We start from the raw sequence: 15,021 nt of genomic DNA, 5'->3' as shown, positions 1-15,021 counted from the left end.
GCTGGCTATGCCCCAAGCTTCAACGAAGTTCAACCAAAGAGAACCACGCATTGATGCACCGAGTAAGCGTTCCCCTGAAAGTCGCTCTCGTCGCGCTCCTCATCGGCCTGCCGTTGGGGAGCGCCGCCGCAGAGACCGTGTTCAGCAAGAGCTTCACCTACTTCTCGATCGGCGGTCGCACGGCTGCTGAACTGGACAAGGCACTTGCTGCGGCCGGCCCTCAGATGGCAAGCACCGGCGCGCGCCACCCGGGAGCGACGCGGATCAAGTTCGGTGGCTCGATCACCTATGTCAGCCGTGGCGGGCGCTGCGCCATCGGTACGGCACGCGTGACGCTCAACACGCGTATCATCCTGCCGCGCTGGAAATATCGCAAGCAGGCCGGGCGTGATCTCGCCTTGGTCTGGGATACGCTCGCAAGCGACATAAAGCGTCATGAGGAACGGCATGCGGAGATCGCCCGCAATCATGCACGCCAGATGGAAAAGGCGTTTCTTGCTCTGAAACCGGAAGCAGACTGCGAGCGTATGCAAGCGAAAGTGGCTCGAACGAGCGCGGACGAAGTCGAAAAGCACGACAAGGATCAGGCACGCTTTGACCGCACTGAGGCCGCAAACTTCGATCGCCGTATGATCCGGTTGCTGCAATACCGACTGGAAAGCCTCAAAGGCGGGCGCTGAGTCCGTCCTGCTTTCCGCGCCTTGCACTGTGGTTCGCAAAGCGACCACCCGCTCTGTTGAAAAAGCAAAAAATTGCACCCCAAGAACAGGGTGACTATAATCTGGGCGTGCGCAAGGCGGCTGCGCAAAACCCACGGTATTTTATTGGCGAATTCTAACGATGGCAGTGGGACGCCGACTCAGCTATATTGTTACTATGAGATGAGAGGTTGATTTGAAGTTCAACTTCTCGACGAGATGAGCGTTTAGCTGTCGGTCGGTAGTAAGACGTCGTACTCGTATGAGACTTTATTTCGGTTTCGCCTCGTTGCTTCAGGCTTTTAATTGAGCGCCGAAGCAATGAAGCAAAAACAGGTTCTCCTGGCGTGTCCTGGTGCAGCAGATGTTCCCTCCCTCATCTGTCTGCGATACGCCCTCCTTGCCTCGCTCGTCGACGCGACCAGCGAGGCATTTTTTTGCGTGCTATCCCGGAGTGGCCGCCGGAATCAGGCTTGGCGTTCCGGCACATGGACGACCAGTCCGTCCAGAGCCTCACTCATCTTGATCTGACAGGAAAGCCGCGACGCAGGGCGCACGTCATAGGCGAAGTCGAGCATGTCTTCTTCCATTGCCTCCGGCGCGCCGACGGCAGCCGCCCACTCGTCGTCGACATAGACGTGACAGGTCGCGCAGGCGCAGGCGCCGCCGCATTCGGCTTCGATGCCCGGCACAGAATTGCGAACCGCATTCTCCATGACCGTGGAGCCGTTCTCGACATCGAGTTCGTGGCGCGTGCCGTCAAAGGCTACGATCGTAAGTTTTGTCATTTCACTTTCCGGAATGGATTGGTAGGTCTGGCCGCCAGCGCGAGATCCTGCTGCAGCAGACGGCGACGGCGCGAATTCTGCGCACGTTCTTCCAACAAATTGGCCAGCCAGTCAACAACAGCCGGCAGCGCCCCGTGGCACATGCGCGTCGGCACGGCCACGAAGGGCGTCTAAGTTACGCTGGACCCCGCAAAGTCAGCGGCAAAGCTTCAGAATGAAAAGCTCGGTCACGAGCACCGCCGCGCCGAGCGCCCCGACAAGGATCGCGTTACCGGGTTCGCGCTCGATCGCAGCAGCCGCCTCTGCGACGTCGACGGCTCCGACGGCGAGTGCCGCGCCCTTCAAGCGATGCGCAGCCTGCACGCGCCGGTCGGCGTCACCTGCAGCGATCTCGGCCACCGCTTGGCGCGCCTGCCGCGCGAAAAGTTGGAGAACTTCGATCTCCAGTTCCTTGTCCCCCATCGTCTGCTTGCCGAGCAGGGCGAAATCGATGGGCTTTTTGCCGAGGGATGAACTTCCGGGGTTGTCCGGTGCCTCGAAGGCTATCTTGAGTGCCGCCATGGGTCACTTTCCTATCAATAGGTGTCACGTTCGCCGGCGCTGTCATGCCGCATAGAGCATGCGTGGATCATCGACCGGCGCCGCTGCCATCGGCTTAAAGCGCGATGTAAGCGGCGCAGGAATCTGGGGAAATGGTTAATGGACGTTAAACGGGCTGATTTCCTTGGCTTTTCGCACCGGAAAGCCGTCATTCTGTTAAGAAATCATTAGGATTTTAATGAATGCCGATTGCGCTTAATTGTAAGAACCTGGCTAATGTGTCACTACGATACGGTTTGGAACGTGATTGCGTACGAAAGTGGCAACTGTTCCGGTGGATAAGCTCTGTGCTCGGTGCCGAGAGGCCTTAGTTCCGGCTATCCACCGATGCAATGGAATGGGTGATCAGGCAGGGTATTTCGCGAATGTGGCGCGTGTCCCCTGGTGTCACCGCCCTGTTTCGGATGTCTTCGGGTGCCTCTGCGGCGCCTTGGAGATGGCCATCGGCGGGCAATAGTAGTGAGGCGTATCCCTATGGCGACGAAAAAGAGCAGTGAGTCGATCGACGAAAAGGCGTTCCAGGCATTGGAAGCGGCCCTGAAAATCGACTTTGACGACCTCAAGTCGGCTCTGAACGACAAGACTTCCTTGGATGAACCGGAGGAAACCGTGTCTGAGCCCAGCAAGCAGGCGGCCGCAGTATCTGATCAGGCGCAGGCTCCAAAGGCGCAGCAGGAAGCGCCGAAGGCAGTACGCAGCCTCGCACCCGAGCCGGCTCCGAAGCAACCGCCGCTTTCGCCGGCCAATGACGATACGCGCCGATCGCCAGCCGCGATGCTGCGGTCGCTCGAAGTCCGCACTAGCCGCGCGGCAATCCGCACTGCTGCGCTGGTATCGCTGCTCTGGGCCTTCGCTGGTCTCGCCATCGCCCATCTCCTTTACGCACCGCAGATCTGGGAGATCCGTTCGCTTCCCGATCTCGCCGCGACGCCGGGTGCAATTGGTGTTCTCATCGGCATCGCCCTGCCCGTGATGCTGTTCTTCTCCTTTGCCATCATGCTTGCGAGAGCGCAGGACATGCGTAATGCGGCGCGCTCGATGGCGGAGGTCGCCCTGCGTCTTGCCGAGCCGGAAACGACCGCCGCCGACCGCGTGATGACCGTCGGCCAGGCCGTCCGTCGCGAAGTGTCGGCGATGAACGAAGGAATCGAGCGGACCATCGCACGCGCGACGGAGCTCGAAACGCTGGTTCACTCCGAGGTCAATGCGCTTGAACGCAGCTACAGCGAAAACGAACTTCGCGTCCGCACCCTCGTGCAGGAACTGGGACTTGAGCGGGAAGCGATCATCGGCCACGCCGACCGTATCCGCACCTCGATCGCCGGTGCCCACACCAAGCTGAAAGACGACCTGGAACTGGCGAGCGAGGATATTGCCTCGCGCATCGCCTTGTCCGGCGAAGCCTTTGCTTCCTTGATCGATACGCGGTCCGCCGCCCTCAGCGAAAGGTCGGAAAACGCGCTGCAGACCATCAGCACGATGCTGTCGACCCGCACCGATGCGCTCCTTTCCGGACTGACGACGGCAGGGGTTGCGCTCAGCAACGAGTTCGATGCGCGGCTCGACGCATTGAGCGAGACCCTGGAGAAACGCGGCGAGCAGTTGCTCGGCCAGTTCGAGACCCGCGCTTCGACCCTCGACGCCAATACCGAAAAACTGAATGCTGCGCTCAACGAGCGTGCGCGCCAGCTCAACGAAACGCTTATCGCACGGACCCGCGACCTCAACGAGAGCCTGAGCGTTGGCCAGCAGGCAATCGCCGGCGGGCTCGACGACATGCTTGCCTCGCTCAATTCCGCCCTCGACGAAAAGGGCGCAAGCTTCAGGCAGAGTCTCAAGACAAGCGCCGACGACGCGATCATGGATCTGGATCTCCGCGGCGGCTTCTTTGAAGAGAAGCTGCAGACGACCGTCGGCCAGTTGGCGACCGCCTTCGACGAGCGCTTCCATGAATTCGCAAGCGCCTTCGACAAGCGCGCGAACCTGCTAGACACCAAGCTGATGGAAAGCCTGCACCGGATCAACGAGACCGTTTCCGGCGGCTCTGAGGCGATCGGTACCGCGCTCGATAGCGGCGTCGAGAAGATCGGTTCGGCGCTTTCCGACCAGTCGCTGACGCTTGCCACGGCGCTTGGCGCGACACAGGATTTCATCGAGGAAAGCATCGGCAGCCGCACGTCCGAGCTCGGCAACCTCATTGGTGGTGCGCAGGAGCGTATCGAGAGCGTGCTTTCCGAGAAGACTGGCTCGCTGATGGGCGCGCTTACCGAGGCGCAGGAACGGATCGAAAATGGCTTCGGGCGGCGCGCCGATGCGCTTGCCGATGCGCTCACGACCAGCGAGCAGCGCCTGACTGAGGGGCTTGATTCGCGCACATCCGCCTTCATCGACGGCCTCCAGTCGGCTCATGCGCGGATCGAACAGACGCTCACAGGCACGACCGACGAAATCACCAGCGCGATCGCGGCAAGCCAACATCGGCTGGACAACACGCTTTCGGAGCGCACTGCCGCCATCTCGACCGCCCTTACCTCCGGCGCCAGCCTCGTCGAAGGTGCCGTCGCCGGAACCGCCGATCGGCTGGAGCGCGTTCTCTCCGAGCGCGGACAGGCGATCTCCGAAGCGCTCAGCAGCCAGACCCAGGCGCTCGAAGGCGTGCTGTCGCAGCGTGGCGACGCGATCACCGATGCGCTTGCAAACCAGACGACGGCGCTCGATGGCATCCTTTCGGAGCGCGCAACGCAGATCAAGTCGACGATCTCGGCCCGCGCCAATGAAATGGCGGACACGCTCAGCCGCCACGCCGAAGACGTTGCCGACAACCTGACGTTCCGCGCAATGGCCGTTGCCGAGACAATGACGGACCGCGTCGGTGAGATCGAGAACAAGCTTTCGCAAAGCGTCTCGGAGGTGGCCGAGAACCTCGGCAGCCGCGTCAGCCAGATCGCCGGCACCCTTACCGAAACAAGCGCGCGCATCGCCGAAGATCTGAGCGGCCGCGTCGGCAAGATTTCGGACGCCTTGACCGGCACCAGCGCCGAGATCGCCGAAGCGCTCACTGCCCGCACGTCCGAAGCGACCGCCTCCCTCGCCGGCAAGGCGGCAGAAATCGAACAGGCGCTTTCCGGCAAGACCGAGCATCTGCGCGACACGCTCACGACGACGCATGACCAGATACGGGCGACGCTCGACGATCGGATCCATGCGATCAATCTGGCCGTCGGCCAGGGCCGCGAACAGCTCGAGGATCTGCTCTCCGATCAGTCCATGGCGATCGCGACCACGCTCGCCACAAGCGCCAGCATGCTGGAAATGTCGCTCGAGGAGCGACAGACGTCGATGGCCGGCGTTATCGACCGCAGCGCCGAAGCGCTCGATGCGCGCATGCGCTCCACCACCGGCAATATCGCGGAGCGGCTTGCCGAGACGGCCGACCAGATCAGCCTCGCTGCCGACACGCTCACCAACCGCGTCGACATTTCGATCAACGGCATCAACAGCCGTCTCGACGAAACCGGAGCCCGCATCGAGGCGAGCCTCGGCTCGCTCGAAGATCGCGTTCAGGGCAGCGTTGGTAACGTCAACGCATTCGTCGATGAAGCCGGTTCGCGCGTCGAAACGAGCCTCGGTTCACTTGAGGAGCGTATTCGCGGCACCGTCGGCACTGTCAGCGGGATTGTGGACGACACGGGTATCCGCATAGAGAACCGCCTTGGCGCCGTAGAAGAGCGCATCCGCGGCAGCGTCGGCAACGTCAATGCGATCGTCGAGGACACCGGCGCGCGTATCGAAACGAGCCTTGGTTCGCTCGAAGAGCGCATTCGCGGCAGCGTCAGCAACGTCAACGCGATCGTCGACGATGCTGGCTCGCGCATCGAAACGAGCCTCGGTTCGCTCGATGAGCGAATTCGCGATAGTGTCGGCAGCGTCAACACCATCGTCGACAATGCCGGACAGCGGATCGCCGATAGCCTTGGCGAGCGCGCCGGGGAGATCGATCGGATCAGCGAGACGGCTGCAGCCCGCATCTCCACGGCGATCGAAGCCGGCACGGGCCGCATCGAAGAGCGGCTCGGTACGATGGATCGTGCACTCAACATCGGTCTTGAAAACGTCAACCGGACGATAGAGGGCAAGGCAGCGGCCCTCGTAACGAGCCTGCGCGGTGCGGTAAGCAGCGCGGCGCAGGAACTTGACGCGGAAGCTGCACGTTCGGCCGATCTCTTGTCCAGGGCCGGCACGGATTTCGCCGACGCGCTTGCCGCACGCAACGCCGAATTCGCGACTTCGATCGAGCAGACCGCATCGGCCACGGCCGCCCGCCATGCCGACCTCGTCCGCTCGGTTACGGACGCCGCCGATACGGCAACCGCCCGGCTGGCCTCCACCCATAACCAGGTGGCGAGCCACGCTCAGGGTATCCAGCAGAGCCTCTTGGATGCGGAAAAGGCCCTTGAGGCCCGCGGCCAGGCCATCCGCAGCACGCTCGACGAACGCACCCGTGAACTCAATTCGATGCTCGCCGGCCGCTCGCTCGAACTGTCCCGCCTTCTCGACGAGCAGGCACGGCCCGTCATCGAGCAGTATGCGGCAACCGGTAAGGAAGCCGCCGAGCGGATCGCTGCCCTCACCCAGGAAAGCGCGGATCGCCTGCGCGCCGAAAACGCCGCGCTCATCAATGCCATCACCGAGCGGACCGACGAAACGTTGAACGCCATCACGCTGCGCGCAGAAGAGACGGCCAAGGCCATGAAGATGGTCGAGAACCGCCTCCAGTCGACGGCGATGGGCCTGATCGACCAGCTAGCGGCCAACAATTCGGCGATCGCCACCGTCATCGACCAGGCGAGCGACAATCTCGGCGACATGGATCAGCGGCTCGAGGCGACGGCATCGAAGTTCTCGGAAACGACACGGCAGGCGTCCGACATGCTGTCGAGTTCCGCGCGCCTCATCGAAGGCCGGGTCGACAAGTTGTCCGACATCGCTGGCTCGACGCTTTCTCAAATCGGCGGGATCGTCGGTCGCTTCGAGGATCATTCGAAGGTTCTCGGCCAGGCGTCCGACCTGCTAGCCGCCGCCCAGTCGAACCTGGTCAGCACGCTCGAAGAGCGCCAGGGCGCATTGCGGACCCTTTCCGTCGGCCTGGTGCAGCGCTCGGAGGAAATTGAACGCACGATGCGGGCCTTGGAAGGCTTCGTCGATGGCGCCTTCCAGCGCGCCGAAGAGCGCTCCGGCCAGGTCGCCGGCAATCTTCGCAATGGCATTCAGTCCTCCTTCGCAGACGTTGGCCGCCTGCTGTCGAGCACCGAACAGCGTGCGAACGAAGCCGCCGAGGCCATGCGCAACACGCTGGCACAGGCTGGTGAGGAAGCCGGGGCGTCGGTCGAAGGCGTCTTCGCCCGTGCCGAGGAGCGGACCCGCCAGATCGCCAACACCTTGCGCTCGGGCGTCGAAAACTCGTTCGCCGATGTCAACAAGACCCTGTCGCAGGTGGAGGGCCGCGCGCTCAGCGCCTCCGAGGCGCTTCGCCAAGCGATCGCCAAGGCTGGCGAGGATGCCGGTCATTCGATCGAGGGCGCCTTCGCAAACGCCGAGGAACGCTCCAAGGAAGTGGCGTCTCGCCTGCGCGGCAGTGTCGGTGCCTCGGTGTCCGACATCGAGCGCATGCTGGCAGAAAGCGGCAAGAAGTCTGACGGCGTCGCCGCCCAACTGCGCGAGGCCGTCCGCCAGGCAATCGACGAGGCGATCAACCGCTTCAGCGGTGCGACCGACGATATCCGCCGCTCCGCCAACGAGATCCGCAAGGAACTCGACATGACCCGCGAGGAACTGAAGCGCGGTGCCTTCGACCTGCCCGAAGAGGCAAAGGAGAACGCCTCGATGATGCGGCGAGCCGTCTCCGAACAGATCAAGGCGCTGCAGGAGCTTTCCGAAATCATTGGCAAGTCCTCCACGCAGCTTGAGGTCGCGCAACCCGTTCGCCAGCAGGCCGTTTCGAATGCTCCCGCGCCTGTTGCCCCTCGCCCCGCTGTCCAGCAACCGGTCGCACAGGAGCAGCGCGAGCAGCCGGCCCCTGGACCAGTGCCGGCCCCAGCTCCAACGCCGGCTCCCGCTTTGCGTGGAAGTCTTGGGTTGGATCAGGCCACGCGCCCGCAGCAACCTGCCCGTAAGGACCTGACCGAGGACCGCTCGGAAGAAGGTGGCGGCTGGATGCGTGACCTGCTTCGCGCCGCCTCGCGTGAAGAAGCTCCCGCCACCACACGCCAGCGGCCGGCGGAAAGCCAGCCCTCGGTGCGCCCCGGCGATAGCCGCAATCCGCGCCATGTGGTCGAGTCGTTGAACTCGCTGTCGGTCGACATCGCCCGGGCGATCGACCACGACGCGTCCGTGGATCTCTGGCGGCGCTATCAGCGCGGCGAGCGTGACGTGTTCACGCGCCGGCTCTACACGCTCAAGGGCCAGCAGACATTCGATGAGATCAAGCGCAAGTATGATCGCGAGCCGGAGTTCCGGACGGCGGTGGACCGTTACATCGCTGATTTCGAAAAGCTGCTCGCCGATGTCGCGCGGAACGATCCCGACAAGCGCATCACGCAGACCTATCTGACGTCCGACACGGGCAAGGTCTACACGATGCTCGCCCACGCGGCCGGCCGCTTCAACTGATCCGGCGGAGACCTCCTGCCAGGCAACGGCCCCGTCAATAAGATGGGGCCGTTTTCGTATCCGCCGTATCGCAAAAGCAACCGGCGCGAGCAACGCGGCGTCGGCACGCCGAGCATGGTTCGTCCAGTCGATCGCGCTCAGCGCGCTTTCTGTACTTTGGCGTTGTGGGATACAGCCATCACGCGCGACAGCGCCCCCTTGCGTGTCGGTGCACGACAGAAGCGTTATGGGTTTGGCGGTGCTCTTTTCGCCGTCATCTCGTGCGTGTCGTTGGCAAGGAGATGCCTTGCGGCAGCGAAACCGATGGTTACTGGATCAGAGGCCGGCTACCGCATGATCTTTCGATTGGAATCGATCTGAGAACAAGATCTTGCAGCGGTTCAAAGTGCTACACCGACCTTTCAAAAGTCGCGCGGCGCTAAAGGCTCCTGGCCCTTAAATCGGCTGCGATTTAGGGACAAAATCATTCAGCAAATCAAAGGCTGCAATGCGCTACGCGCGTCGGATAAGGCGCGCTGCGCTCAAGGAGGCGCAAATGAAGCCGCGGATCAAAGTCCTCACCCTTGGCGTGAGCGATCTCGAAAAGTCTCTTGCCTTTTATCGCGATGGAATGGGATTGCCGACGGAGGGAATTGTCGGGCAGCAATTCGAAGATGGTGCGGTGGTCTTCTTCCATATGGGCGAGGATCTCATCCTGGCGCTGTTCCCGATGACGTCACTTGCCAAGGACGCGAAGATAACCGCGCCGCCAGTGCGGCTTGGTGCGGTATCGATCGGGCATATCGTCAAATCGAAAGAAGAGGTCGATGCCGTCATGAAGCAGGCCGAGAGCGCCGGCGCAGTCATTACCGATGCGGCGCATGACCGCGTCTGGGGCGGGTATTCGGGTTATTTCCACGACCCGGACGGCCATCTCTGGGAGATCGTCTGGAACCCGCAATGGACGGTAGCCGATTGAAACCACGACGGCTGTCGCAGCGCGTCGAGAGCTCGGTGGTCGCTTTCGGGATCCCTGTCGAAGCATGAACGATATCCCGGCAAACGAAAGGCCCCGGATGAACCGGGGCCCGCGAAGTTCTGCTGATGATCGATCCAGCCGTTGCCGGATGTTCGATCAATGCTCCTTGTTTGCGTAAACCGACTTCTTCGTCAGGTAGATGAGGCCCGTGAAGATGAGCAGGAACACCATGACCATGAAGCCGGTGCGCTTGCGATCCTCGAGATGCGGCTCAGCTGCCCACATCAGGAATGCCGCAACGTCCTTTGCGTACTGGTCGACCGTCTGCGGCGTGCCGTCATCATAGGTGACCTGGTCGTCGGAGATCGGCGGGGCCATCGCGAGCGCCGAAGCGTTTGCAAAGTACGGGTTGTAGTGCGTACCTTCCGCGACCTGGATGCCTTCCGGCGGCTCCTGATAACCAGTCAGCAGCGAATGGATGTAGTCCGGTCCGCCTTCCTGATAGGGCCAGAACATGTCGAAGACGAACTGCGGGAATCCGCGTTCGATGCCGCGCGCCTTCGCGATCAGCGAAAAGTCCGGCGGAGCGGCGCCGTTGTTGGCGGCGGCCGCTGCTTCCTTGTTCGGGAACGGCGACGGGAAGTGATCCGACGGAACGGCCTTGCGTGTGAACATCTCGCCGTCCGCGTTCGGTCCGTCCTGAACTTCATAGTTTGCCGCGAACGCCTTCACCTGAGCCTCGGAATAGCCCAGATCTTCCAGAGTACGGAAAGCAACGAGGTTCATCGAATGGCAGGCAGAACAAACTTCGGTGTAGACCTTCAGGCCGCGCTGCAACTGGCCCCTGTCGTAGTGGCCGAAGGGACCGGAAAAGGTCCAATCCTGCTGTTCCGGCTTGTGGATCGGGAAGTGCGGCGTGCCGCTGGTGGCGTGCTCCTCCCCGCCTGCCGGTTCCTGGGCAACGGCGGCGCCCAGGCCGAGACCGGCGACGACAGCGAGTGACAGAATGCCTGTAACAAGCTTTTTCATTGTTGTGGGTTCCTTATCAATCACTGTTCTGATCAGGCGCGTACGGTTGCCGGCTGCGCCTTTGCCTTCTGCTTTTCCAGCACCGCTTCAGTGATGGAGTTCGGAATGCGCTTGGGCGTTTCGATCAGGCCGAGAACCGGCATGATGACGAGGAAGAACGCGAAGTAGTACAGCGTGCCAAGCTGCGACATCACGACATAGAGGCCTTCTGCGGGGCGCGAACCCAGCCAGCCAAGCATGATCGCGTTAGCCACGAAGATCCAGAAGAACAGCTTGTACCACGGGCGGTAGACGGCCGAGCGGACCTTGGACGTGTCGAGCCAGGGGAGGAAGAACAGAACCAGGATCGAGCCGAACATCACCAGAACGCCGCCAAGCTTGGAGTCGATCGGTCCGATGCTGAAGGTGATGGCGCGCAGCATCGCGTAGAACGGCAGGTAGTACCATTCCGGAACGATGTGTGCCGGGGTCTTCAGCGCGTCAGCCGGGATATAGTTGTCCGGATGGCCGAGGAAGTTCGGCATGTAGAAGACGAACCAGGCGTAGACGATCAGGAAGACTGATACGCCAAGCGCATCCTTCAGGGTCGCATAGGGCGTGAAGGCGACGGTGTCGGTCTTCGACTTCACTTCGACGCCGGTCGGGTTGGTCTGGCCGGTGACATGCAGGGCCCAGATGTGCAGGACGACAACGCCGGCGATCATGAAGGGCAGCAGGTAGTGCAGCGAGAAGAAGCGGTTCAGCGTCGGCTGGTCGACGGCGAAGCCGCCAAGCAGGAACTGCTGGATCCACTCACCCACCAGCGGGAAGGCCGAGAAGAAGCCGGTGATAACGGTCGCGCCCCAGAAGGACATCTGACCCCAGGGCAGAACGTAGCCCATGAAACCGGTTGCCATCATCAGAAGATAGATGACGACGCCGAGGATCCAGAGGATCTCGCGTGGCGCCTTGTAGGAACCGTAGTAGAGACCGCGGGCGATGTGGAGGTAGACCGCGATGAAGAAGAATGACGCGCCGTTGGCGTGCAGGTAGCGCAGCAGCCAGCCATGGTTGACGTCGCGCATGATCTTTTCGACCGAGTTGAAGGCGACGGCCGTGTCGGCTGCATAGTGCATGGCCAGCACGACGCCGGTCAGGATCTGGACGATCAGCATCACCGACAGCATCGCGCCGAAGGTGTAGGCATAGTTCAGGTTGCGCGGTACCGGATAGGAGACGAACGAGTCGTGGACGAGGCGCGGCAGCGGGAGACGGGAATCAACCCACTTCTCGATGCCTGTCGTTGGCGTGTAGGTTGAATGATCAGCACTCATTATCAGTAGTCCCCTCAACCGATCTTGATAACTGTGTCGGAAACGAACGAGAAGGTCGGCACGGGGAGGTTTTCCGGTGCCGGGCCTTTGCGGATACGGCCGGCCGTATCGTAGTGCGAGCCGTGGCAGGGACAGAACCAGCCACCGAAATCACCGGCCTGGCCGAGCGGAACGCAGCCGAGATGGGTGCAGGAACCGATCATGACGATCCAGTTTTCCTTGCCCTCGCCGGCCGAGCGGTCGAGATCATTGGCCTGGGCGTCGGTGGCGAGATTGGCGTTGCGCGCGACCGGATCCTTGAGGTCTTCGAGCGGAACGGCTTTGGCGTCTTCCACTTCCTTGTCCGTGCGGTTGCGGATGAAGATCGGCTTACCGCGCCACTTCGCCGTCAGCGACATGCCGGGCTGGAGGCTGGAAACATCGACCTCGATCGAAGCGAGCGCGAGCGTCGATGCGTCGGGACGCATCTGGTCGATGAACGGCCAGGCGGCGGCAGCGGCGCCGACGACGCCGGCCATGCCAGTGGCCAGGTATAGAAAATCGCGGCGAGTGGGCTCGCCCAAGGTCTCGCTTGAAGTGTCGTGTTCGCTCACGGCTAAACCATCCTCTCACGCAATATTGCGGAAACCGCATCCGGCCCGGCGCGATTCCTGTTCAGGCCTCCGCCCAAGCCAAGGAACCACGCCCTCTGAACTCGCTGGCGCCTAGCCGGCCTGCCGAGACAAGCATGGACCGGACACCAGTATCCGGAAAACTCTACGTGCGCACTGCACGCAGATTCCCCGTCAATCGGGCGCGTTCTATGCCTGATCGCAAATTATGTCCAGCCTTGACAAGGGGATGTGGGCAGATTGTCGCGGGTAAAAGCGCGACCAATTGGCACAAGGATTTGACGGGTTTGCGGGCCGTCTCCGGGATGGTGTCGCGGATGGCCCGCGAGCGGCATTCAAGCGCCCTATTCCGCCGCGTCTTCGCGCGCCAGAAACCCGCCCGACTGTCGCGCCCAGAGGTCGGCATAGAGCCCGCCGCGGGCGATCAGCTCCGCATGGGTGCCATCCTCGACGATGTGTCCCCTGTCCATCACGACAAGCCGGTCGAGCGCGGCAATCGTGGAAAGCCGATGGGCGATCGCAAGCACCGTCTTGCCCTCCATCAGGCGCTCCAGATTTGACTGAATGGCTGCTTCCACTTCGGAATCGAGCGCAGAGGTCGCCTCGTCGAGAACGAGAATCGGTGCATCCTTCAGCATCACGCGGGCAATCGCTATTCTCTGCCGCTGGCCGCCGGAAAGCTTGACACCGCGTTCGCCGACATGCGCGTCGAAACCCCTTCGACCACGCTGATCCTGCAGGTTCACGATGAACTCGTATGCCTCTGCCTTGCGGGCCGCTTCAATCAACTGCTGTTCATTCGCGCCGGGCCGGCCGAAGAGGATGTTGTCGCGGATCGACCGGTGCAGAAGCGAGGTGTCCTGGCTGACCATGCCGACATGGGCGCGCAACGATTCCTGACGGACCCCGGCGATATCCTGGCCGTCGATCAGAATGCGGCCACCCTCGAGGTCGTAGAAGCGCAGCAGCAGGTTAACGAGCGTCGACTTGCCGGCGCCGGACCGACCAACGATGCCGACCTTCTCGCCTGGCCGAATGGTGAGCGAGAAATCGTCGATGACACCGCCGCCTTTTCCGTAGTGGAACTTCACGTGCTCGAAGCGGATCTCCGGCCGGCTGATCTCCAGCTTCGGCGCGCCCGGTTGATCGACGAGGCCGATCGGCTGCGAGACGAGTTCGGCCGAATTCTGGATCGTGCCGATATTGCGCATGATTGCGTTGAACTGCGACATCATGCGGCCGAGCAGCATATTGAGGCGCAGCACCAGCGCCAGCGTGAACGCTACCGCGCCGGAGCTGACGGAGCCGGCGAGCCACAGATGGATCGAATAAACGGCGATCGCCGTGATCATCAGCCCGGAAAGCAGCGCCAACGACGACCGCACAGCCGTCAGCAACCGTGTGAAGGGGATCACCGCTCCCTGGAACCGGTCGAAGCCGGCGCGAATATAGCGGTCGTTCTCCTCGTCACTGCCGAAGAGCTTCAACGTCTGGATGTTCGAGTAGGCATCGACCATCCGGCCATTGAGCATCGACGCCATCTCGGCCGTGTCACGGGCATGCTTGCGCACCCGGGGGACGAAATATCGGGCAAGCGCCAGGAAGACCACAATCCAGAACGCCACCATTGCCGCGAGCCGCCAGTCGAGCTGGGCGATCAGCGCCATTGTCGAGGCCGTGTAGATGACGATGAACCAGACGACTTGCAGGAGCGAAACGATGAGGTCGCTCGTAGCCTGCGCGCCGGACCAGACCTTGGTGACGATGCGGCCGGAAAAGTCGTTCTGGAAGAAGGTCAGCGACTGGCGCGCCACGTGGACGTAGGATTGCCAGCGCACCAGGTTGAGGAAACCGGTGATGATCGCCTGTTCCTCGACGAGCGCGGCGAGCGCAACCGCAAGAAAGCGGAACACCAGCACCGTCAACAGCATGAAGAGCAGTTCCGGTCCATTGGCGGCAATCAGCCCGCTCCACCCGGCCTCCGGCTTCACCGTGTCGAGGACATCGACGAGGCGGCCGACGAAATAGAAAAGCCCGGCCTCCAACATCGCCACCAAGCCGCCAAGCGCTGCCATGGCCAGGAACGGCCCCTTTGCCTGGCTCGCATAAAACCAGGCGAACGCCCATAGGGATTTTGGTGGCTGCAGCCTCTCACGCGGCGCGAACGGCTTGATCCAGTTCTCGAAAATGGTGACGATCGCGCGCAGCATGTTTTCCGATATAGGTGGTTATGAAACAGCGGCAAACGATTTCCGGTGCCCGCTACATTACAAATGCGTAAGTTCCGCAGCGCCACACGCGCAACGAGCTTGAGAAAAACGCTTTAACCAATTGCTATCAAACGGCAATGGAAGC

10 protein-coding genes are annotated in these 15,021 nt (G+C 62.1%); 3 read left to right on the top strand and 7 right to left on the bottom strand.

From position 1 onward, the window contains the following. Positions 1 to 53 precede the first annotated feature (53 nt). Complete coding sequence (locus tag GHK62_RS20205; RefSeq protein WP_153440898.1) at positions 54 to 680, top strand: DUF922 domain-containing Zn-dependent protease; 627 nt, start codon at positions 54 to 56, stop codon at positions 678 to 680. Positions 681 to 1,165: 485 nt separating this feature from the next. Here GHK62_RS20205 and GHK62_RS20200 read toward each other — a convergent pair whose 3' ends face one another. Genes GHK62_RS20200 through GHK62_RS20190 form a run of 3 tightly spaced genes read right to left on the bottom strand, consistent with a single transcriptional unit; the run spans position 1,166 to position 2,047 of the window. Next, the gene (locus GHK62_RS20200; protein ID WP_153440897.1) at positions 1,166 to 1,486 is read right to left on the bottom strand and encodes a 2Fe-2S iron-sulfur cluster-binding protein; all 321 of its coding nucleotides are present in this window, start codon (positions 1,484 to 1,486) and stop codon (positions 1,166 to 1,168) included. Further along, positions 1,483 to 1,647 carry a hypothetical protein gene (locus tag GHK62_RS20195; RefSeq protein ID WP_153440896.1) on the bottom strand — a complete coding sequence of 55 codons (165 nt, stop codon included), beginning with the start codon at positions 1,645 to 1,647 and terminating at the stop codon, positions 1,483 to 1,485. Before GHK62_RS20195 ends, GHK62_RS20200 begins: the two co-directional genes overlap by 4 nt. Before the next feature lie 34 nt (positions 1,648 to 1,681). Further along, on the bottom strand, positions 1,682 to 2,047 hold the full coding sequence (locus GHK62_RS20190) for an Hpt domain-containing protein (RefSeq protein ID WP_153440895.1): 366 nt from the start codon (positions 2,045 to 2,047) through the stop codon (positions 1,682 to 1,684). 513 nt (positions 2,048 to 2,560) lie between these two features. Here GHK62_RS20190 and GHK62_RS20185 point away from each other — a divergent pair. Together GHK62_RS20185 and GHK62_RS20180 are read left to right on the top strand one after the other, a co-directional pair. After that, positions 2,561 to 8,755 (top strand): apolipoprotein A-IV repeat region-like domain-containing protein, encoded by a 6,195-nt coding sequence (locus tag GHK62_RS20185; protein WP_153440894.1) that lies wholly within the window; start codon positions 2,561 to 2,563, stop codon positions 8,753 to 8,755. 535 nt (positions 8,756 to 9,290) lie between these two features. Then, on the top strand, positions 9,291 to 9,713 hold the full coding sequence (locus GHK62_RS20180; RefSeq protein ID WP_153440893.1) for a VOC family protein: 423 nt from the start codon (positions 9,291 to 9,293) through the stop codon (positions 9,711 to 9,713). 156 nt (positions 9,714 to 9,869) lie between these two features. On the opposite strand, the gene GHK62_RS20175 is transcribed toward GHK62_RS20180, so the two are convergent. The 4 genes from GHK62_RS20175 to GHK62_RS20160 all read right to left on the bottom strand — a co-directional run bounded on the left by GHK62_RS20175 (position 9,870) and on the right by GHK62_RS20160 (position 14,876). Beyond that, on the bottom strand, positions 9,870 to 10,742 hold the full coding sequence (locus GHK62_RS20175; RefSeq protein WP_153440892.1) for a cytochrome c1: 873 nt from the start codon (positions 10,740 to 10,742) through the stop codon (positions 9,870 to 9,872). Positions 10,743 to 10,774: 32 nt separating this feature from the next. Further along, on the bottom strand, positions 10,775 to 12,055 hold the full coding sequence (locus GHK62_RS20170) for a cytochrome b (RefSeq protein ID WP_153440891.1): 1,281 nt from the start codon (positions 12,053 to 12,055) through the stop codon (positions 10,775 to 10,777). A gap of 14 nt (positions 12,056 to 12,069) precedes the next feature. After that, a complete protein-coding gene (petA, locus tag GHK62_RS20165) occupies positions 12,070 to 12,648 on the bottom strand; it encodes a ubiquinol-cytochrome c reductase iron-sulfur subunit (RefSeq protein ID WP_184108749.1) in 579 nt (192 codons plus the stop codon). A gap of 362 nt (positions 12,649 to 13,010) precedes the next feature. After that, on the bottom strand, positions 13,011 to 14,876 hold the full coding sequence (locus GHK62_RS20160) for an ABC transporter ATP-binding protein (protein ID WP_153440890.1): 1,866 nt from the start codon (positions 14,874 to 14,876) through the stop codon (positions 13,011 to 13,013). Positions 14,877 to 15,021 lie beyond the last annotated feature (145 nt).

The organism is Sinorhizobium terangae (assembly GCF_009601505.1).
Classification (GTDB): domain Bacteria; phylum Pseudomonadota; class Alphaproteobacteria; order Rhizobiales; family Rhizobiaceae; genus Sinorhizobium; species Sinorhizobium terangae.
The sequence above is the reverse complement of the archived record's forward strand: the minus strand, read 5'-3'. Positions and strand labels throughout refer to the sequence as shown.